Raw genomic sequence first — 21316 nt, forward strand, 5'->3', positions numbered from 1 at the left:
CTCTTATAGTCTTTGACGTCCTTGGCGAATTACCCAAACAGCGCGAAGCTGCTCTTCAGCGTCACCCACACGCCCCACAGTAGCGGCAGGCCGACTGCGGCCCATGCGAGGGCTGCCTTGCCATCGAGGCCACCCTTGCCGATGCCGAAGGAACCCGTTGGCCCGGCATTGGCAGCAGCGGTTTTGGCCTGAAGGGAAGCGACTTCCTCATCCGACATGAACCACTTGTCGGAGAGCGGTTTGACGAAGGCGTTGGCGATGAGGCCGAGCGCCAGCATTCCGGCAAGAATATACATCGTGCTGGTGTAGAGCGCCGGACCAGGCGCAACGCCAGCGGCGATCTGCGCTTCGCGGATGTAGTTGACGACGACGGGACCGACGATGCCGGCCGTTGCCCAGGCCGTCAGCAGACGACCATGGATCGCGCCGACGAACTGCGTGCCGAAGATGTCGGCGAGATAGGCCGGAATGGTAGCGAAACCGCCGCCATACATGGACAGGATGATGCCAAAGGCAAGGACGAAGAGAGCCTTGGAGCCCATCAGAGCAAGTGTCGGTGCCAGCGCATAGAGCACGATGCCGAGAATGAAGAAGCAGAAATACGTGTTCTTTCTGCCGATCTTGTCCGACATCGACGCCCAGAAGAAGCGGCCACCGATGTTGAAGAGCGACAGAAGCCCGGTGAAACCAGCAGCGATCGCCGCAATCTGCGCCTTCTGTGCGGCGTCGAGTTCCGCGAAGGCAACACCGGGCGCACCGATCAGAGATCCAGCGAAGATCTCTTGCAGCATCGGCGAGGCCATGCCAATCACGCCAATACCCGCAGAGACGTTAAGGCAAAGAACCGCCCAGATCAGCCAGAACTGTTTCGTCTTGTGCGCGTCACGCAGATGCACATGGCGTGTGGTGATCATCGCACTTTTTGCAGCGGGCGGCGTCCAGCCTTCCGGGCGCCAACCGGCGGGCGGGATGCGGTAGCCGAAAGCACCAGCCATCATGAAAACGAAGTAGATCAGCGCCATGACGACGAAGGTCTGCCAGACGCCGACGGTGGTATCGGTCTTGAAGTAACCCATCAAAAGATTGGCAAGCGGAGCGCCAATCATCGCGCCGCCACCAAAGCCCATGATGGCCATGCCGGTTGCCATGCCGCGGCGGTCCGGGAACCACTTGATCAGCGTTGAGACAGGCGAAATGTAACCCAGGCCAAGGCCTACGCCGCCAATGACGCCCGCACCGAGCCACATGAGCCACAACTGGTGGGTCATGACGCCGATTGCCGCGACCAGGATGCCGCCACACCAGCAGCAGGCGGAGACGAACCCGGCTTTACGCGGACCCACGCGTTCCAGCCATCCGCCCCAGATCGCAGCCGAGCAGCCAAGGAGAACGAAGAAGAGCGTGTATATCCACCCAAGGTCCGCCACGCGCCAGTTGCAGGCGGTGGTGAAGAGTGCGCCGACAAGCGTCAGGCTCGAGCAGCTCGGATCGGTTGCAGGAAGGGCTCGCGACAAGGGCAGCCAAAAGACGCTGAAGCCATAGGCCATGCCAATGCACAGATGGATTGCCAGTGCCGCTGGCGGAACCAGCCAGCGATTGAAACCGGGTTTGGCGATAATTCGTTCTCGATCAAGAAGACCGGCCCCCGCCATGCCTCCCCCGCTTACGCCTGCAACTGCCATCGACAATACCTCCCTCTTGGAATGTCATGATTATTTCGAGTGCATCCACTCACAATGCGATGAGGGGCACCGAAGAGAAGGATGGAAGGCCGGGCTGATCATTGACCGGTCTTCCGAAGAGATGTTTCGACCTCATCGCGTTAGGCGTACCGAACAGGGTATGCCCTCAGCGTAAGATCACGCCGCTCAAGAAGGAACGCTGGGTTCCGACAGAGACTCCCCGGCTATCGGACCTTTGCCTCCCGGTGCACCTCTCGCCGCATCCGCGCCCAGACCAACCGCCTGCGTCGTGGGGTCGTCGGGTCGTTTGATTTTCGTGGAGGCGTCGATGACGAGCGGCAGGAAGCCGTCTGCGCCATTGTCGATCATCTCGAAGAAGCGTCGCCGCATGCGCGGCTCCCAGAACTTATTGATATGCGTCGCCACGCCTTCCACCTGCACGTCCTTCGGCTGCGAGATGAAGAAAGTCGCGATCTGGTTTGCCATGCGAACCAGCTTCTCATCTGTGTGACTAAGCGACATGGCTGTTCTCCCCCGAGGCCAGACGGTCCGGTCTGGTAAACACTTCAAATTCATCACCGCGGGCAATGCCGATCAAGCTGATGCCGGCGTCTTCTGCCGTCTCGATGGCCAGCGCCGTCGGTGCAGAAATCGCAACAAGAACCGGACATCCAAGCAGCGCAGTCTTTTGCACCATCTCAACGGACAGACGGCTTGTCACCACCACGACCCCATCTGCTGCCGGTCGCCCGGAACGAAGGATTGCGCCTGCCAGCTTGTCCAAAGCATTGTGGCGCCCCACATCCTCTCGCACCGCGACGATGCCGCTCTCGGGCCTGTAGAATCCCGCGCCATGGACGGCTCTCGTTTCGCGGTTCAGGCTTTGGCCTTCGCCGAGCAGACGGATAGCTTCGCTGATCTGCCGAGGCATCAGTCGGACGGAGGGGTTCTTAACCTTGGCGACGGTGCGGGTTGCCTGCTCGATCGATTCGATCCCGCAAAGACCACAGCCGACCGGTCCTGCCATGCGGCGGCGGCGCGCCACAAGAGCATCAGCCGTCGTGTCCTTCAGCGTGATTTGAACATCGATCCCGCGACCGGCCTCAACCAGATCGACATCGAGAATGTCATCCGCTGAAGTCACGATCTCCTCCGCCAGCGAAAAACCGTAGGCGAAGTCGACAAGATCCACCGGCGTTGCCATCATCACGGCATGCGTCGAGCCGCCATAGGAAAAAGCAACGGGCACCTCTTCCGGAACGATGCGGCGGCCTGTCTCCATAAGACCCTGTCGGAAGCGCCATTCATCGATCGTTCGGCTGGGTTTCTGCTCCATCCTCCGATCCTATTCCGCCGCGTCGAGTTTTGCCACGATTCGGCGCGACTGGCGGGAAAGTTCTTCATACTCTTCCTGCCATTGCGTAGGACCATTGGACGGTGAGACCTGAACCGCCGTCACCTTGTATTCCGGGCAATTGGTCGCCCAGTCGGAAAAGTCGGTGGTGATGACATTGGCCTGGGTGTCCGGGTGATGAAACGTCGTGTAGACGACGCCCGGTGCCACACGATCGGTGATCAGCGCCCGAAGCGTCGTGTCACCCGAACGGCTGGCAAGCTTGATCCAGTCACCCTCCTTGATGCCGCGTTGTTCGGCGTCATGTGGATGAATTTCAAGCCGGTCTTCTTCATGCCAGACGACGTTCTCGGTGCGTCGGGTTTGCGCGCCAACATTGTACTGCGAGAGGATACGACCTGTCGTCAGCAGCAGCGGGAAGCGTGGACCGGTTCGTTCATCGGTTGCCACATATTCGGTGCGGATGAACTTACCCTTGCCGCGGACAAAACCGTCGACATGCATGATCGGCGAGCCCAACGGGAATTTTTCGTTGCAAGGCCACTGAACAGAACCATTCTTCTCCAGATAGTCATAAGAGACGCTGGCAAAGCTTGGCGTGGTCGCGGCAATCTCATCCATGATCTGCGACGGATGGCCGTAGTTCCAATCAAGCCCCATTGCCTGGGCGAGCTTCTGAGTCACCTCCCAATCGGCATACCCGTTTTTCGGGCTCATCACCTTGCGCACGCGGTTGATGCGGCGCTCTGCGTTGGTGAAGGTGCCGTCTTTTTCGAGGAAGGTCGATCCCGGCAGGAAGACATGGGCGTAGTTTGCCGTCTCATTGAGGAAGAGGTCGTGGACCACGACGCATTCCATCGCAGCCAGACCGGCAGACACGTGCTTGGTATCGGGATCGGATTGCAGAATGTCTTCGCCCTGGATGTAAATGCCCTTGAACGAGCCTTCGACGGCGGCATCCAGCATGTTGGGGATGCGCAGACCCGGCTCATTGTTGAGTGTCACGCCCCAGAGCTTCTCGAAGGTTTCACGCGTCGCATCGTCAGAGATATGACGGTAGCCAGGCAACTCGTGCGGGAAGGAGCCCATATCGCATGAGCCCTGCACGTTGTTCTGGCCGCGCAGCGGGTTCACGCCGACGCCTGGCCGACCGATATTGCCGGTTGCCATGGCGAGGTTGGCAATTGCCATGACGGTTGTCGAGCCCTGGCTGTGTTCGGTGACGCCGAGGCCATAGTAGATGGCGCCATTGCCGCCGCGTGCGAAAAGACGAGCCGCGCCGCGCAACTCTGCTGCCGGAACGCCAGTGAACTTTTCAGTTTCTTCCGGACTATGCTCGTCTTCTGAAACGAAAGACGCCCAGTCTTCGAATTCGGACCAGTCGCAGCGTTCGCGAATGAAGGCTTCATCGAACAGGCCTTCGGTGACGATGACATGCGCGAGCGACGTCAGCACGGCGACGTTGGTCCCCGGCTTCAGCGGCAGATGGAAGGCCGCTTCCACATGCGGTGTGCGAACCAGATCGATACGGCGCGGGTCGATGACGATGAGTTTGGCACCTTGGCGCAGCCGCTTCTTCAGGCGAGAGCCGAAGACCGGGTGGCCGTCTGTGGGGTTGGCGCCGATGACGAGCACCACATCGGAATGCTCGACGCTGTCGAAGTTCTGCGTGCCTGCAGAGGTGCCGAAGGCCTGACCGAGACCATAGCCGGTTGGCGAATGGCAGACGCGTGCGCAGGTATCGACGTTATTGTTGCCGAAGCCAGCGCGGATCAGCTTCTGCACCAGATAGGTTTCTTCATTGGTGCAACGCGAGGAGGTGATGCCTCCGATGGATTCCCGTCCATATTGAGTCTGGATTCGACGGAATTCGGAAGCGACGTGGGCGTAGGCTTCTTCCCACGTCACTTCGCACCAGGGATCGGTGATCTTCTCGCGGATCATCGGATTGAGGATTCGGTCCTTGTGGCTGGCGTAGCCATAGGCAAAGCGACCCTTGACGCAAGAGTGGCCGCGGTTTGCCTGTCCATCCTTCCACGGCACCATGCGAACGAGTTCTTCGCCGCGCATCTCGGCCTTGAAGGAACAGCCGACACCGCAATAGGCACACGTGGTGACCATTGAATGTTCCGGCTGGCCAATGGCGATGACGGATTTTTCCGTCAAGGTCGCGGTTGGACAGGCCTGCACGCAGGCGCCGCAGGAGACGCATTCGGAATCGAGGAAGGCTTCATGCGCGCCCGGCGAGACGCGGCTGTCAAAGCCGCGGCCTTCGATGGTCAGCGCGAACGTACCTTGCACATCTTCGCAGGCGCGCACGCAGCGCGAGCAGACGATGCACTTCGACGGATCATAGGTGAAGTACGGATTGGATTCGTCCTTCGGCATCCACTGCGCGTTGAGGCCGCCGTCGGAAGAGCGCGCCTTCACATGGTTGTCGCCCTCATAGCCGTAGCGCACATCGCGAAGGCCCACTGCGCCTGCCATGTCCTGCAGCTCGCAGTCGCCATTGGCGGCGCAGGTGAGGCAGTCGAGCGGGTGGTCGGAGATATAGAGCTCCATCACCCCTTTTCGGATCTGCTTCAACCGTTCCGTCTGTGTATGGACGACGAGGCCTGGGGCAACCGGCGTGGTGCAAGAGGCGGGGGTGCCGTTTCGACCCTCCACCTCGATCAGACACAGACGACAGGAGCCAAAAGCATCCACCATATCGGTGGCGCAGAGTTTGGGCACCTGGATGCCCGCTTCCATGGAGGCGCGCATGATGGAGGTGCCGGCGGGCACGGTGATCTCGCGACCATCAATGGTGAGGGTCACCATGTCGGTAGATTTGGAAGCCGGAGTACCGTAGTCGATTTCGTGAACAAGGGTCATGGTATCACTCCGCCGCTTCAACAAGTGGGGTGGGTGCAAAATCCTCCGGGAAGTGCGTCATCGCACTCATCACCGGATAGGGGGTGAAGCCGCCCAGCGCGCAGAGCGAGCCGAACTTCATGGTATTGCAGAGATCAGCCAGAAGCTGTCGGTTCTTTTCAGGCTCGATCCCTTGCGCGATCTTATCGGCAGTCTCAACACCGCGCGTTGAGCCGATTCGGCAAGGTGTGCATTTCCCGCAGCTCTCGACCGCACAGAATTCCATCGCGAACCGCGCCTGGTTCAGCATGTCGACGGTGTCGTCGAAAACGACGATCCCCGCGTGCCCGATCAGGCCGCCGGCGGCCGTGAAAGCCTCGTAGTCGAAAACCGTGTCGAAAAGCGACGGCGGGAAATAGGCGCCGAGTGGCCCACCAACCTGCACCGCCTTGACCTGACGGCCGGAGATAGTGCCACCGCCAATATCATTGACGAGTTGTCCAAGCGTCATGCCGAAGGCGGTTTCGTAAAGGCCGCCATATTTCAAGTTGCCGGCGAGCTGGATTGGGATCGTGCCATTTGAACGGCCAACGCCGTAATCACGATAGAACTGCGCGCCGCGATCCATGATTACCGGAATGGAGGCCAGCGACATGACATTGTTGACGACGGTCGGCTTGCCGAACAATCCCTGAAGTGCAGGCAGCGGCGGCTTGGCGCGAACGATCCCGCGCTTGCCTTCCAGGCTATTCAAAAGCGAGGTCTCCTCGCCGCAGACATAGGCACCCGCACCCATGCGCACTTCCATGTCGAAGGCGTAAGTCGAGCCCATCACCGAGGGGCCGAGGATACCAGCAGCGCGGGCGATCTTAATCGCCTCGTCCATGATGGCAATGGCGTGCGGATATTCGGAGCGGGTGTAGATGTAGCCTTTGGTGGCACCGACCGCAATTGCGGCGATCGCCATGCCTTCGATCAGGACGAAGGGATCACCCTCCATGATCATGCGGTCGGCAAAGGTACCACTATCGCCTTCATCGGCATTACAGACGATGTATTTCTGATCTGCCACAGCGTCTGCGACCGTCTTCCATTTGATGCCGGTCGGAAAACCAGCACCACCACGCCCGCGAAGACCGCTATCGGTGACCTGTCGGACGATGTCTGCAGGTGCCATGGTGACCGCCTTTTCGAGGCCGGTCAGGCCCTGATACTGGCGGTAGTCATCGAGCGACAGCGGATCGGTGACGCCGCAGCGGGAAAAGGTGAGGCGTGTCTGGCTTTTAAGGAACGGGATATCCTGCGTCAGGCCATGCCCGAGCGGATGCGAGCCGCCGGTTAGAAAATTGGCATCGAATAGCGATGGGACGTCCGATGGCCTGACAGGGCCATAGGCGAAGCGGCCCTCATCGGTGCGCACCTCGACCAGAACTTCCAGCCAGAGCATGCCGCGCGAGCCGTTACGAACAACATGGACATCGAGACTGCGGGAAGCGGCTTCGCGCTCAATGGCTGCTGCCACCTTGTCGGCACCCACGGCAAGTGCTGCCGCGTCCCGGGGAACGAAGACGGTGATCGTCATTTGCTCACCTCCGCCACGATGTCGTTCAGACTGTGCTCATCGACGCGCCCATAAAGCTCACCATCCAGCATCGCAGCCGGCGCAGAAGCGCAGAGGCCAAGACAGAAGACGGGCTCCAGCGTGACCGAGCCATCGGGCGCGGTTTCGTGCCAGTCGAGGCCGAGCCTTGCTTTCGCGCGCTCGGCAAGCCTATCGCCGCCCACCGACTGACAGGCCTCGGCGCGACAGAGCTTCAAAGTGTGGCGACCGGCGGGGTGGTCGCGAAAATCGTGATAGAAGGTGATGACGCCATGTACTTCGGCTCGCGAAACATTGAGCGCAGAGGCGATCAGTTGTTTGGCACTCTCCGGAATATATCCAAATTCCTCCTGCACCTGGTGCAGGATAGGCAGCATCGGCCCTTCCAAGCTGCGACAGTGATCGATAATCTCGGATATCCGGCTTGCCTCGGTATTGGCAACCGCTCGAATGTTCATGGTCAGTCCTCCCAAACCGACGCCAGACAGAGGATTTCTCTGCAGACCCTGCGACTCCAAGAAGCCCCGCTTGGAAATTACGTGTGTCTCAATCTGGCTTTTAAAGAGGATGGCGAGAATGCATCCGTCAGGTCAATAAAGACGTCCCGTTGTGCGATAGAAAATTTCTATCAAAAACGGATGCTGCAGCACGGGATCTTGCTTCATGCAGAAGCGCTGAAACGAGAGGCGTGTGAGGCTCCCGGTGGGTAGCCACAAGGCCGACAAGGTGTTCGGCATCCGGTTCGGAGATTGGTATCATCCGAATTTGCTCCGGAAAACCGAAGGATTCCGCAACGTTACGCGGCATAATCGACGCCCATTGACCAGTCCGTATGTGGGAAAACAAGACGATCATCGAATTCGATTCGAGGGTGGGCTTGGCCTGCACGCCAGCCTCCGCCATATGCGTATTGATAATGCGGCGGTTTTGCATGTCGGGAGTTAATAGACAAAGCCGAAGACCGGAGACCTCTTTCCACGTCACGATTTCGCGATCCGCAAGTGGCGTTCCAGCCGCTGCTATCAGGTGATAGCGCTCCGAATAGAGAGGAACGGTCGTGACACGACCGAGCGGCTCATTGTCGAGATAGGTGATTCCTGCGTCGATCTCGAGATTTTCCAACTGGCTCAGAACCTGCAATGAGGTACGTGACGTAACCGAGAACGTGACGTCCGGATGGCGTGCCTGGAACGGCTCGGTCAGCCTCGGCACCATGGCGAGTGCCGTGGGGATGACCGCAATTCTGATGTGCCCGGCGAGACCCTTCCGTGCGGCTCGCATTTCTTCGCGCATGGTGCGGGCATCACCGACGATCCGCCTTGCCCACTCGAGAACGCGTTGGCCTTCCGGTGTCAGCCCCTGATACCGAGATCCGCGCACCACCAACACGACGCCCAATTGATCCTCAAGCTGGCGGATGGCTGCCGAGAGCGTCGGCTGAGAGATGCCGCACTCTTCGGCCGCCCGACCGAAATGTTCGGCGCGGGCCAGAGCGATGAAAAATTCCAGCTTGTCGATCATGATGGTTCTCCCCTCCATTTCCGTTTGACGCGGATCAGGGGTCGCGGTCAACTCATAGAGGCCGGCCAAACCAGTGCGGGACGCGCGCACGGGTTCCTCACCAGACATCGCCAAGATCGGCATGGTTATCGAATTGTCAAAAAATATCCGAAGAGCTTAACGTTTTAACGGCGTGGTAACACTAACGCGCTTTAATCATCTCATCGACGCATGGTTTTTCCGTTTCGGAAGAGGGGCCTTGCAAGTGTTTGTTCAGCCGGATCGGTTCCGATGCGGCGTTTGCGTCAGTGTAGATCGAGTCATGCGTATGAGTCATTCGCCTAAAATCGGAAAATCAATCGCAAAGATGTTCGCAGCGGCATTGCTGGCAAGCGTCGCAACGGGTTGCAGCTCGGACGCGACACGCTTCTCCGGACTCTTTTCCAGCAACAATACGGACCAGATGACGACTGCGTCCATTCCTCAGCGCAACGGCGCCGGTGCCTACGGTCAGGCGCCCGTTCCCCAGGCTGATATGAATGGTGGCGGTTACGCAGCCGCTCCGCAGGGCGGCTATGGAAACCAGAATACCGCCATGAACCAGCCTTATCCGGCTTCGAATGGTGGCTATGGTTCGGTCCAGCCATCGATGGCTCGTGCTGCATCGTCTTCTGCCCCTGTTCAACGCGCCGAACTCTCCGCTCCGTCGCCATCCGCAAGCCGCGATCCCGCGACGAGAAGCGACGCCATGGCGCAGCCATTCCCGTCTGCAACCGCAAACCGCGCGCCTTCCATGGCTTCGGCGCGGGTGCCTGCAAGCAATAGCGCCGATACGCTGTCGACGGGCTCAGTGAAGCGTGACAATAACGGCTGGCACACGGAAGGTGCCTCCTCGGTCACGCTGAATTCCGGTGAGACTATCGCCACGCTCTCCAGGCGCTACGGCGTGCCGGAAAAGGCACTGCTTGAGGCGAACGGCCTGAAGACTGCATCTGCTGCGCGTCCTGGCCAGTCGATCGTCATTCCGCGCTTCGGTCAGACACGCAACGCCGCCCGTGCGGCGTCCGACAATATCGATCTGAGCAAAAACAACGCCCCGGCTCCCACCCGTGGTCAGGAGCAGAATGTTGCGGTTCTACCCGCCGATGGTGCTGCTCGCGACAAGGCTTCGTCCGAGACCGGCAAGTTGACGCCTCCAGGCGGCAAGCCGCTGCCGCCAACCGGCGGCTACAAGGTCAAGCCGGGTGACAGCGTTGCCAAGATTGCCCGCGAGAACGGTGTTTCCGTTGCCGACCTGAAGGCCGCCAACAACATTCCAGACGGCAATATCCGAATTGGTCAGACGCTGACCATTCCGGCCGCCGCGACGGACGGCATCAAGACCGCTTCGGTCAAGCCACATGAGACTGCTGCACCTGCCGCTGCTGCGAAGGCTGTCGAGACACCAGTCGCCAAGACAGAGGTGCCGAAAGCACCTGCTGCCGAAGCCAGTGTCAGCGATGTCGAGAAGAAGTCTGACGTCGCGTCTATCGCACCGGAATCCACCGGCATCGGCAAGTATCGCTGGCCGGTCCGCGGTGCCGTCATCTCCGGCTTTGGCGAGAATGTCGATGGCAACCGCAATGACGGCATCAACATCTCCGTTCCGGAAGGCACGCCGATCAAGGCTGCTGAAAACGGTGTGGTCATCTATGCTGGCAACGGCCTGAAGCAGCTCGGCAACACGGTTCTCGTCCGCCACGACGACGGCAAGGTGACCGTATACGGCAACGCTGCAAATCTGGATGTCCAGCGCGGTCAGAAGGTTCAGCGCGGTCAGACGATTGCAACATCGGGCATGACCGGCAGTGCAAAGCGTCCACAGGTTCACTTCGAAGTCCGCAAGGATGCAACGCCGGTGAACCCATCTTCTTTCCTTGAATAGTGTTTTGCGTATCAAGGTAAAAGGAAAAGCCGGGTCGCAACGCCCGGCTTTTTCATTTTGATGGACGTTCTAGGCCAACAGTCGCCTCGATGAAGTCGGCGATGCGGGCCGTATCATCGAGATTGAAGACGGGAAGGGTGCTGTCCGGGATTTCGTGATCCGCAGCAATCGCGATGATGTGTGGATCGCTTGGCGCCAGTGGTTCGGTCTTTGCTGCTTCCCTCCGGCGAGCCTCCATCTTTGGCACGGGTTCGTACTTGTAACCTTCAATCAGAACCAGATCGCACGGTGCAATCCGCGTGAGGATCTCCTCGAAAGAGGGTTCGGATGCGCCGCGCAACTCATGCATGATGGCAAAGCGCGTACCGGACACGATCGTGACTTCATGCGCACCGGCTTGTCTATGACGCCAGCTATCCGCCCCCACCTTGTCGATATCGAAATCATGATGCGCGTGCTTGATGGTGGACACCCGGTAGCCGCGCGCGGTCAACTCTGTGACGATGCGGACGGCAAGCCCGGTCTTGCCAGAGTTTTTCCAGCCGGAAATGCCGAAGACCTTTTGATGCGTCATGGGACAAGGCTCTTCAGAAAGGTTTGCGCCTGCGAAAGCTCTTCCGGGGTGTTGATATTGAAGAACGGATCGATTGAACTTGTGGCGCTTTCCACTGGCGGAAAGGAGACGCCGATGGTGGGGTGGCGTGCCAGAAAGCTGCGGATTCGACGGTTATCATCATCTGCCAGCCATCGCTCCAGATCCTCCACAAGCGCGAGCGGCCAGAGAGCAAAGACCGGATGAACCTGACCCTTCGATGCTGCGATGACGATGGTGTTCTCGTCCGGCACATGATCCATGAGCCTCAAGGCAAGATCATCTGGAAAAAACGGACTGTCTGAGGGCGCTGTCAGCATGTGGCTTATGCCTGATGAGTGAGCTCTAAAGTGCTGCAGACCAGCGAGAATGCCGGCAAGCGGTCCTGCGTGACCAATCTTGGTGTCGGGCACAAGAGGTAGATCGAAAGCTTTGCCCCACTCGCCGCCCGCGTTGAGCGCCAGCGCCGACACCTGCGGTGCAAGCTTTTCGATAACGTGGTGGAGAAGTTGCCTTTCACCAAAGGGGCACAGGGATTTGTTCGTACCCATACGCCGGGAAAGACCGCCTGCCAGGATGAGGCCGGGGAGCTTGCGTGCCGTGTCGGTCATGCCTTGCCTCTTAGCAGATGCTGCGCGTGACGGCGTTCCTGTCTGCCTGCGTAGGCGCTTGTCGCCACGGCCAGCACGCCGTTGACCAGCATGACGAGGAGGAGATGCGTCGTGCCAGCTTCCTCTGAGAGCAGAGAGGAGGCGATCACGGAAAGCGCTGCCCCACCGCCGATCGTCAGCGCCCCGCCGAGACCAGAGGCCGAACCTGCCAGATGCGGCTGGACGCTGACCATGCCCGCATTGGCGCTTGGCAGCGTTACGCCGTTGCCGACGCCGATGAGGGCAAGCGGGATGAAGAACTCGTAGTGACTATCTAGCTCGAGATGGAGCAGCAGGTAGGCAATGACGATCCCGGCCAGGGCGATGACGTTTCCGGCCAGCATCATCACCGGAATGCCGATCCGGCTGGCATAGCGACCAGAGACGAAGTTGCCCAACATGTAGCCTGTCGCCATGAAGAAGAACTGCATGCCTAGCACTGCCGGCATCAAACCATAAAGCACGCTGCCGACGAAAGGCGCGCCGCCAAGGAAGGAGAAAAACAGGCCTGACGATAGCGTGCAGGTCAGTGCGTATCCCCAGAAGCGGGTGGAGCGGAGAAGCTGTGGCCAGGCTTTGAACTGTGCGGCAAAACTTGCCGACTTTTGCTGGTTTGTTTCGCCCATATCGAAAAAGACCAGCAGCAGAACCGTAACTGCCGACAGGCCGACAAAGGCGAAGCTGGCCTGCCAGCCAGCGAGATCATTGAGAAAGCCGCCGACCGTAGGACCGATCATCGGAACCACCGACATGCCCATGGTAACGTAGCCGATCATCGATGCAGCCTGTTCGGCGGGTACCATATCGCGGACGATAGCTCTCGCCAGCACGAAGCCCGATGCGATCGCCGCCTGCAGAACGCGGCCGATCATGAAGACGGTGATGTTGGGCGCGAAGGTGCAGATCAGTGTGGCAACGATCATCAGCAGGATACTGACGAGCATCACGGGCCTACGCCCGAAGAGATCGGAAAGCGGTCCGATTACAAGCTGGAGCAAGGCGGTGGCGGCAAGGTAGCCTGAGACGGCGAATTGCATCACGGCGTAGTCGGTGCCGAAATAGATCGACATGGCCGCAAGCGAGGGCAGGAACACGTTCATGCTGAGCGCGGCGACGCCTGCCACTAGGACAAGCGTCATCACATGCGGCGGGGTCGAGCGATCAAGAAAACGCGCCTTGTTCATTCGATACCCACTGCCTGTTTGGCGATCGGTGCACGGTGACGCCTGCTTTCGCGATAGAACGTGTAGAGACCGGAGGCGACGATGATGGCCGTGCCTGCCAATGTCCATACGTCCAGATGCTCACCGAAGAAGAAAAGGCCGATCGAAAAGGCCCAAATCATGCTGGTATAGCGAAACGGTGCGACGAAGGAGATGTCGCCGCTGCGCATCGCCGTGATCACTGCCTGATAGCCGATGACAACGAGGAAGGCGGCCGCGATGAGATGCGACCAGACATAGGCGTTCATCGGTTGCCAGCCACCGAATGGCATGATCAGAGCTGCACCGAACAGGGTATTGACGACGGTTGTCGTCATGGTCACGGCCATAGAGGGGACATCCGTGTACATGCGCCTGGTCAAAAGATCGCGTCCTGCAGTAACAAACATCGCCGCCAACACCAGAAGTGCACCCGAGGTGAAACCCTCCGGACCGGGCCTCAAAATGACAAGGACGCCAAGGAAGCCCACGAGAATGGCCGTCCAGCGCCGCCAACCCACAGGCTCTTTCAAGAAGAGCGCCGCACCAAGGGTCACCGCAAGCGGCAGCGACTGCATGATGGCCGCCACATTGGCAAATTCCATCAGGCTGAGTGCCTTGAGATAGAGAATGGAAGCAGCGACCTCGCAAAGGCAACGCAGGAGAATGATGGGCCGTAGCATGGTTTTCAGAGGGCGCAGCGCGCCCATGTGGCGCGCGATCACATAAACCAGCACGCAAGTCATCACGCCGCGAACGAAGAGGATTTGTCCGGTATTGATGTAGGGTGTGACGGACTTGGTAAAAGCGTCGTTGATCGTGAAGCTTGCCATCGCGAGAGCCATGAGCAGCGCTCCGCGCGTATTGTCCGTCAATGCCATGATGTGATCCCAAGAACGACGTCGCTAAGTGATCTTCCGCAGCGAGCGACTCCGTTCACTCCTCCCATATCAAGTCGTGACATGGGCAGCGATCGAATTCAATCCATTTAATGTAAGGGTATCAAATAATAAGCTGAGAGAAAGATCAGCCGCCGGTGACGCTCATATGCCGGGCGACAGCAGGCCGCTTGCGATCCCGATCTATGATGAAGTCGTGGCCCTTGGGTTTGCGCAAGATTGCATCGTCGATCGCTTGCGACAGAAGCGCGTCGCCATCCGAGGCTCGCAACGGCGTTCTCAGATCCGCCGCATCGTCCTGACCTAGACACATGTAGAGCGTGCCGGTGCAGGTTACGCGCACGCGATTGCAACTTTCGCAGAAATTATGCGTCATCGGTGTGATGAAGCCCAGCCGTCCACCGGTTTCCTTCACCCCGACGTAGCGGGCGGGGCCACCGGTCTTGAAGGGAATGTCGGTCAGCGTGAAGCGCTCTTCAAGCGAAGAACGAAGCTCAGAAAGCGGCAAGTAGCGGTCGGTGCGATCTTCCTCGATCTCGCCCATCGGCATGGTTTCGATAACGGTCAAATCCATGCCGCGCGCGTGGGCGAAACCCATCAGCTCGGGGATCTCGTGCTCGTTGAAGTCCTTCAACGCTACGGCATTGAGCTTGATCTTGATGCCCGCTGCAAGAGCGGCGTCAATGCCTGCGATTACCTTGGAAAAATCACCCCACCGCGTGATCTGACGGAATTTCTCGGCATCCAGCGTATCCAGCGACACATTGATGCGGCGTACGCCGCAATCGTAAAGTTCAGTCGCATGAGCGGCGAGCTGCGACCCATTGGTGGTCAGCGTCAGCTCATCCAGCCGGCCCGCTTTGACATGGCGACCGAGATTGCGGATGAGATGCATGATGTTCTTGCGCACAAGAGGTTCACCACCTGTCAGGCGCAGCTTGCGCACACCCTTGGCGATGAAGGCGGAACAGAGACGGTCCAGTTCCTCGAGCGAGAGCAGGTCCTTCTTCGGCAAGAAGGTCATGTGCTCCGACATGCAATAAGTACAGCGAAAATCACACCGATCGGTTACCGAAACACGCAAATAGGTGACTGCCCGACCGAAGGGGTCGATCATGGGCCCATCAGCTTGAGCGATTGCTTGGGTTTGCCCGAGATGCGTTAGAACGCTGTTCAAGCCGATCTCTCCATGTTCATGTAATTTGCGCGGTTGGATCTGGGGATCGTTCTGTCACAACATGTAATGTCTTGCCTCTAAACCGACAAGGCCATAGTTGTTCCTTGCCTCTAACGCGACGGAAATCAACATGAGTGAAGCCTGGCCCACTGAGTTACGGATTTCTACGGATCGCAAGTACCTGACCGTCGTGTTCGACAATGGTGCTTCTTACACGCTCGCCGCCGAAATGCTGCGGGTCCTATCTCCGTCTGCGGAAGTTCAGGGCCATGGCCCGGGGCAGAAGGTCACTGTGCCGGGAAAGCGAGATGTGGCGATCCGTAACGTGGTTGCGACGGGCAACTATGCGGTGCGCATCGCTTTCGATGACGGGCATGATAGTGGCATCTTCACATGGCGCTACCTTCAGGAATTGGGCGAAAAGGGCGACGCACTGTTCCACGCTTACGAACAGGAACTTGCGGAAAAAGGCTTGAGCAGGGAGCCGCGGTTCCGTTAGGGAAGTTGCATATGATTTGAACATAGAGGTGACACTTGGCCGTCGAGGGAAATGCGAATGATCTGGCCCAGGTGGTCGTCCTGCTGGCCGCCGGCGTAGTGGCCGCACCCATCTTCAAGCGCATCGGTCTCGGCTCGGTTCTTGGATATCTCGCAGCAGGCCTCGTTATCGGCCCCTTCGGCCTAGGCGCTTTTTCAGACCCGCAGGCCATCATCCACATAGCAGAACTCGGCGTGGTGATGTTTCTCTTCATCATCGGTCTTGAAATGCAGCCGTCGAGACTGTGGTCGATGCGTAAGGACATATTCGGTCTTGGCGCGCTTCAGGTGATGGTCTGTATAGGCGGACTGACGATGATCGGTGTGGCGTTCGGCTATCCCGTCATCCCGTCCTTTGTCGCGGGCACGGGTTTCGTGCTGACATCCACCGCTATCGTCATGCAGATGCTTCAGGAGCGCAATAGCCTCTCGACGCTGAAAGGGCAGCGGATCATCGCCATCCTTCTGTTTGAGGATCTGGCTATCGTTCCACTTCTGGTGCTTGTGACCTTCTTAGGCAGCGGCGGCGAAGAAGTGACCATGACGGAGCGTCTCTCCTCGATCGGTATCGCTCTGGCGGCTACCGTCGCGCTCATCTTTGCCGGTCGCTACCTGCTCAATCCTCTGTTCCGGTTACTGGCCTCTTCCGGCGCGCGTGAGGTGATGACGGCAGCAGCCCTGCTTGTTGTTCTCGGATCGGCGCTGCTGATGCAGGTCAGTGGGCTCTCTATGGCAATGGGCGCTTTTCTTGCGGGTGTCCTGCTTTCAGAATCCTCGTTTCGTCATCAGTTGGAAGCCGATATCGAGCCGTTTCGCGGCATCCTGCTGGGGCTCTTTTTCCTCGGCGTCGGAATGGCCATCGATCTTTCGGTGATTGCCGCCAACTGGAAGATCGTCGTCATCGGCGTCATTGCCTACATGTTCGTCAAGGCGCTGTTGATTTACAGTGTGGCCCGACTCGTCGGCACCTGTCAGCGCGAGGCGATCGAACGCGCCGTGCTGATGGCGCAGGGCGGCGAATTTGCCTTCGTACTCTATTCCGCTGCGTCCGCTGCCGGGATTCTGGATGCTGAAACCAATGCGGTGCTGACGGCGATGATCATCATCTCGATGATCCTGACGCCTTTGATGGTCATTGCTCATGACCGGATCATGCCAGCGGCAAAGCCCAATACAGATGGTCTGGAGCTTCCTGAAAATGTCGAGGGCAGCATCCTCATCATCGGTTTCGGCCGCTTCGGTCAGATCGTCAGCCAGCCGCTACTCGCGCGTGGTTATACACTGTCTTTGATCGACAAGGACGCGGACTTCGTCCGCGATGCCGCCGAGTTCGGCTTCAAGGTCTATTACGGCGACGGTGCACGTTCCGAGATCCTGCACGCTGCCGGGGCAGGGACCGCACGCGCCGTGCTGATCTGTGTCGATGACAAGGAGGCTGCGATCCGCATCGCCGAGATCGTCAAGCATGAGTTTCCGCTGGTGCCGGTTCTGGCACGCGCCTTTGACCGCGGTCACGCGATCGATCTGGTCAAGGCGGGCGTCGATTATCAGATCCGCGAGACCTATGAATCGGCACTGGATTTCTCGCAAAAGGCTCTGACCTCGGTTGGCGAAGAACGGGACACTGCCGAGCGGCTTGTGGAAGAGTTTCGAGATGTGGATGTCGAACGCTTTGCCATCGAAGTTGTGGGTGGCATTTACGCGGGCCGGTCGCTCATACGCGGCAATGCTTCCCCTGCCGATCTCGTGGCTGCGAGAACAGCGCGCGAGCGCGCGGATCGCGAAGCACGTGAAGTGGCAGAGGCCAGCGGCTGACGGATTCTGGAAAGATAGGCTAGGGGAGGGAGTGTCCATGGGAATTATTCGATCCGTTGAGGAATTGCAGGCAATTTACGACGGTTGCTCCGAAGCGTCGCTCGTCAAGGTCACGTCATCTCTCACGCCCGAGTACCGCAAGATGATCGAAGCCGCGCCGTTCCTGGCACTGGCGACGGTCGGGCCAGAGGGAATGGACTGTTCGCCGCGCGGCGATAAGGGCGGTGTTGTTCGGGTTCAAGATGAGAAAACCGTGTTGCTGCCGGACTGGCGAGGTAACAATCGCGTCGACTCACTCATGAACATCGTGCGCGATCCGCGCGTGGCGCTGATGTTCCTTGTGCCCGGCTCAACAACCACGATGCGCATCAATGGCAAGGCGGTGGTCTCGGCAGAACCGGCGCTGCTGGAGAGCTTCGTGATGGACGGGAAAAACCCGCGCACGGTGACGGTCGTCACTATCGACGAAGTTTACTTCCAATGCGCCCGCGCGTTGATTCGTTCTGAGCTGTGGAATCCTGAAAACTATGTCGATCCAGCGTCGCTGCCGACACCCGGTACGCTGTTGAAGGCCGCGAAAGCGGATTTCGACAAGGAAACCTATGACAAGGAGTGGCCCGAGCGGGCGGCAAAAACCATGTGGTGAAGGCGCATGCCTTTGAGGCGCGTGCTGTTCTGCCAAGTGCTGCGGTTAAGTGCGGTAGATCAGCCAGCTTTTGGATGAGGCGTTCTTCTGCATGCCGTCTTCGAAAATGACCGTACGGTTTCTTCCGGACGTCTTCGCAGTGTAGAGCGCGACGTCCGAATGCGCGTAGAGTTCCACGGGGTTCTGCGCCTGAGAGGCCATGGCATAACCAACGGAAACGGTGATCTGGCCGTAATCCACGCCGGTCTTCGAGTTTCTGAATGGGGTCTTTTCCAGCGAGATGCGGATACGCTCACACATGTCCCGCACTTCGTCGGCATTCATGTTATCGACGATGATGGCGAATTCCTCGCCGCCGTTTCTAGCCACGAAGATATCTTTTCGAACCGACTTGCGGATAACCGAAGCCACGCTTGCGAGAATCTTGTCTCCGACGGGATGGCCATAGGTATCGTTGACACGCTTGAAGTTATCGATGTCCAGCAGGATCAAGGACGAAAGGTGAAGTCCGAAGCTGGTATCATAGGTCGAAGCGAGCTTTTCGTCGAAAGCTCGGCGGTTCGACAGACGGGTCAATGAATCCGTATTGGCGATGCGCTTGTATTCATCCAATTCCAGACGAACCTGTTGCATCTCTTGAGCATGTCGGTCCAAGTCTTTGGAACTGTTCTCACCCTGGGCGATCTTGTTTCCGGTGGCCTCAGACAGGATCGCGATAGCTGCCCCGACAAGCGAGGTGCTTGTCGCGCTTTTGACCGAGATGCGCTCGCGCGTTTCGTCGAGCACCCGATTGTACTTTTCAAGGCTTGACTGCTCATGCTTCAGGACGGTGAGCAAGGCCTCCAACTCAAGATGCAGCTTCTCATGAACCGTCTCGATGATCTTGCTGTGACTGTGGTTGAAGTAGCGGGCGCCGAGTTCGTCCAGCTCTTCCTGGGTCACCTTGCTACCAAGCTGCAGCAACTCTTTGGACAGCGCAGGATTGGATCCGATGAAGGCTTCGTAAAACAGATTGTAATTGCGTGGAATGGGCGAGATACCCATGTTGCGCATGGCGTGCATAATCTGGCTCGCCACGTCGGCGCCGGGCATGGTTTGTGTTGGTCCCGTACTCATGATGTGTCCCCAGATCGTCCCATTCTTTGCTGTGGCCGACGCGCCTCAACAATAGTTCCCCAACCAATTGTCGATGCTGCATGAAAAAGTCGGCATGTTCTCCGGCGTAGCCTTCTCCGAGAATCGCGCGAGAACTCGGAATCCAGTTACCGTCTGCCAAAGATTTTATCTACGAAAATTAATGTCTGCAAACAGCATTTCAGAATAAACAGAAATAGGGCAGCGGGTCCGACAACGGGCGAGTTCCGGTGTCGGACCCTTGTCGTTACTTCGGGCCGATCATGTTCTCCGGACGGACGTATTGATCGAACTCTTCATTCGTCAGATATCCGCCGCCAACCGCTTCTTCACGCAGCGTCGTACCGTTCTTGTGCGCCGTCTTCGCAATCTTGGCGCAGGCATCGTAGCCGAGCTTGGTGTTGAGTGCGGTCACCAGCATCAGCGAGTTCTCCACGCCCTTACGGATGTTGTCTTCGCGCGCTTCGATACCGACAACGCAGTTGTCGGTGAAGGAAACGGCTGCATCGCCGAGAAGCTGAACGGACTGCAGGAAGTTGTAGGCCATCATCGGATTGTAGACGTTGAGCTCGAAGTGGCCCTGCGATCCCGCAAAGGTGATCGCGGCCTGGTTGCCGAAGATGTGTGCGCAAACCTGAGTAAGTGCCTCGGACTGCGTCGGGTTGACCTTACCCGGCATGATCGACGAGCCGGGCTCGTTTTCCGGCAGCGACAGTTCGCCAAGACCAGCGCGCGGGCCGGAGCCTAGGAAGCGAATGTCGTTGGCGATCTTGAAGAGGGCGGCAGCAGCCGCGTTGATCGCCCCATGAGCGAAAACCATCGAGTCATGGGCGGCCAGTGCTTCGAACTTGTTCGGCGCGGTGACAAAAGGCAAACCGGTGATGGTGGCAATCTCTTCGGCAACCTTTTCGGCAAAGCCGACAGGGGCATTGAGGCCAGTGCCGACGGCGGTACCGCCCTGTGCCAGTTCGCATAGGCCTGGCAGCGTCAGTTCAATGCGCTTGATTGCTGATGCAACCTGAGCAGCATAGCCAGAAAACTCCTGGCCGAGCGTCAACGGCGTCGCATCCTGCGTGTGCGTGCGGCCGATCTTGATGATGTGGGCGAAGTCTTTCGCCTTCTTGTCGAGCGCGGCATGCAGATGCTTCAGGCTCGGAAGCAGGTGATGAACGATCTGCTCGGCGCAGGCGATATGCATGGCCGTTGGGTAGGTGTCGTTGGACGACTGGCTCATGTTGACGTGATCGTTCGGGTGAACCGGCTTTTTCGAGCCCATGACGCCGCCGAGCATTTCGATGGCGCGGTTGGAGATCACTTCATTGGCATTCATGTTGGACTGGGTGCCGGAACCCGTCTGCCAGACGACAAGGGGGAAATGCTCGTTCAGCTTGCCCTCGATGACTTCCTGAGCCGCCTTGATGATCGTTTCGGCGAGTTGCGCGTCGAGACCGCCCAGCGCCATATTGGCGCGTGCCGCTGCCTGCTTGACGATGCCGAGCGCACGAATGACGGAGGTCGGCTGCTTCTCCCAACCAATCTTGAAATTGCCGAGCGAGCGCTGGGCCTGCGCGCCCCAGTAGCGATCGCTGGCGACTTCGATCGGGCCAAAAGTATCGGTTTCCGTGCGTGTGGCTGTCATCGTGGGTGCCTCTCCATAGTGTTCCGGTGACAAGGTGGCATTTATGCTCGTCTTGCGCGCGGGCCGACATATAGAGCCATCCTGCAACTCTGGAAAGCCTCACTCACCGCGG

The 21316-nt window shown here is 58.8% G+C and carries 18 protein-coding genes; 4 read left to right on the plus strand and 14 right to left on the minus strand.

Annotated elements, in window-relative coordinates:
- Positions 1 to 29: 29 nt before the first annotated feature.
- The 7 genes from WKI41_RS01675 to WKI41_RS01705 all read right to left on the minus strand — a co-directional run bounded on the left by WKI41_RS01675 (position 30) and on the right by WKI41_RS01705 (position 9010).
- Entirely contained in the window at positions 30 to 1682 is a 1653-nt protein-coding gene (locus tag WKI41_RS01675) for an OFA family MFS transporter (RefSeq protein WP_340191799.1), read from the minus strand.
- A gap of 186 nt (positions 1683 to 1868) precedes the next feature.
- Positions 1869 to 2204, minus strand: coding sequence for a formate dehydrogenase subunit delta (locus tag WKI41_RS01680; protein WP_340191800.1), 336 nt, complete (start codon positions 2202 to 2204; stop codon positions 1869 to 1871).
- Positions 2194 to 3018 (minus strand): formate dehydrogenase accessory sulfurtransferase FdhD, encoded by an 825-nt coding sequence (fdhD, locus tag WKI41_RS01685; protein ID WP_340191801.1) that lies wholly within the window; start codon positions 3016 to 3018, stop codon positions 2194 to 2196. Before fdhD ends, WKI41_RS01680 begins: the two co-directional genes overlap by 11 nt.
- A 9-nt stretch (positions 3019 to 3027) precedes the next feature.
- Positions 3028 to 5910 carry a formate dehydrogenase subunit alpha gene (gene fdhF / locus WKI41_RS01690; protein WP_340191802.1) on the minus strand — a complete coding sequence of 961 codons (2883 nt, stop codon included), beginning with the start codon at positions 5908 to 5910 and terminating at the stop codon, positions 3028 to 3030.
- Positions 5911 to 5914: 4 nt separating this feature from the next.
- Positions 5915 to 7471 carry a formate dehydrogenase beta subunit gene (locus WKI41_RS01695; RefSeq protein ID WP_340191803.1) on the minus strand — a complete coding sequence of 519 codons (1557 nt, stop codon included), beginning with the start codon at positions 7469 to 7471 and terminating at the stop codon, positions 5915 to 5917.
- Positions 7468 to 7947, minus strand: a complete 480-nt coding sequence (locus tag WKI41_RS01700; RefSeq protein WP_340191804.1) for a formate dehydrogenase subunit gamma — start codon at positions 7945 to 7947, stop codon at positions 7468 to 7470. Before WKI41_RS01700 ends, WKI41_RS01695 begins: the two co-directional genes overlap by 4 nt.
- Positions 7948 to 8074: 127 nt before the next feature.
- Positions 8075 to 9010: a LysR family transcriptional regulator gene (locus WKI41_RS01705; protein WP_340191805.1), complete on the minus strand. Its 936-nt coding sequence runs from the start codon at positions 9008 to 9010 to the stop codon at positions 8075 to 8077.
- Between the two features lie 346 nt (positions 9011 to 9356).
- Between WKI41_RS01705 and WKI41_RS01710 the strand changes: the two genes are divergently transcribed.
- A complete protein-coding gene (locus WKI41_RS01710; protein ID WP_340191806.1) occupies positions 9357 to 10913 on the plus strand; it encodes a peptidoglycan DD-metalloendopeptidase family protein in 1557 nt (518 codons plus the stop codon).
- A 52-nt stretch (positions 10914 to 10965) separates the two neighbouring features.
- On the opposite strand, the gene mobB is transcribed toward WKI41_RS01710, so the two are convergent.
- The 5 genes from mobB to moaA form a co-directional block, all read right to left on the minus strand.
- Positions 10966 to 11487 (minus strand): molybdopterin-guanine dinucleotide biosynthesis protein B, encoded by a 522-nt coding sequence (gene mobB / locus WKI41_RS01715; RefSeq protein ID WP_340191807.1) that lies wholly within the window; start codon positions 11485 to 11487, stop codon positions 10966 to 10968.
- Positions 11484 to 12116 (minus strand): molybdenum cofactor guanylyltransferase MobA, encoded by a 633-nt coding sequence (gene mobA / locus WKI41_RS01720; protein ID WP_340191808.1) that lies wholly within the window; start codon positions 12114 to 12116, stop codon positions 11484 to 11486. The genes mobB and mobA overlap by 4 nt, the downstream gene beginning before the upstream one ends.
- Positions 12113 to 13339, minus strand: coding sequence for a Bcr/CflA family efflux MFS transporter (locus tag WKI41_RS01725; protein WP_340191809.1), 1227 nt, complete (start codon positions 13337 to 13339; stop codon positions 12113 to 12115). The genes mobA and WKI41_RS01725 overlap by 4 nt, the downstream gene beginning before the upstream one ends.
- Entirely contained in the window at positions 13336 to 14238 is a 903-nt protein-coding gene (locus WKI41_RS01730; protein WP_340191810.1) for a DMT family transporter, read from the minus strand. Before WKI41_RS01730 ends, WKI41_RS01725 begins: the two co-directional genes overlap by 4 nt.
- A 145-nt stretch (positions 14239 to 14383) precedes the next feature.
- Positions 14384 to 15373: a GTP 3',8-cyclase MoaA gene (moaA, locus tag WKI41_RS01735; protein ID WP_340192292.1), complete on the minus strand. Its 990-nt coding sequence runs from the start codon at positions 15371 to 15373 to the stop codon at positions 14384 to 14386.
- Between the two features lie 190 nt (positions 15374 to 15563).
- Here moaA and WKI41_RS01740 point away from each other — a divergent pair, with 190 nt between their 5' ends.
- From WKI41_RS01740 to WKI41_RS01750, 3 genes are read left to right on the plus strand one after another with little or no spacing between them, the layout of a single operon-like run.
- Positions 15564 to 15932, plus strand: coding sequence for a gamma-butyrobetaine hydroxylase-like domain-containing protein (locus WKI41_RS01740; protein WP_340191811.1), 369 nt, complete (start codon positions 15564 to 15566; stop codon positions 15930 to 15932).
- Between the two features lie 35 nt (positions 15933 to 15967).
- Positions 15968 to 17785, plus strand: coding sequence for a monovalent cation:proton antiporter-2 (CPA2) family protein (locus tag WKI41_RS01745; RefSeq protein ID WP_340191812.1), 1818 nt, complete (start codon positions 15968 to 15970; stop codon positions 17783 to 17785).
- 37 nt (positions 17786 to 17822) lie between these two features.
- Positions 17823 to 18431: a pyridoxamine 5'-phosphate oxidase family protein gene (locus WKI41_RS01750; RefSeq protein WP_340191813.1), complete on the plus strand. Its 609-nt coding sequence runs from the start codon at positions 17823 to 17825 to the stop codon at positions 18429 to 18431.
- 45 nt (positions 18432 to 18476) lie between these two features.
- Here the strand turns inward: WKI41_RS01750 and WKI41_RS01755 are convergent, their stop codons facing one another.
- Positions 18477 to 19547: a GGDEF domain-containing protein gene (locus tag WKI41_RS01755; RefSeq protein ID WP_340191814.1), complete on the minus strand. Its 1071-nt coding sequence runs from the start codon at positions 19545 to 19547 to the stop codon at positions 18477 to 18479.
- A 265-nt stretch (positions 19548 to 19812) separates the two neighbouring features.
- A complete protein-coding gene (gene fumC / locus WKI41_RS01760; RefSeq protein ID WP_340191815.1) occupies positions 19813 to 21204 on the minus strand; it encodes a class II fumarate hydratase in 1392 nt (463 codons plus the stop codon).
- Between the last annotated feature and the right edge of the window lie 112 nt (positions 21205 to 21316).

The sequence above is a fragment of the Agrobacterium larrymoorei genome (assembly GCF_037722385.1).
Lineage (GTDB): Bacteria > Pseudomonadota > Alphaproteobacteria > Rhizobiales > Rhizobiaceae > Agrobacterium > Agrobacterium larrymoorei_C.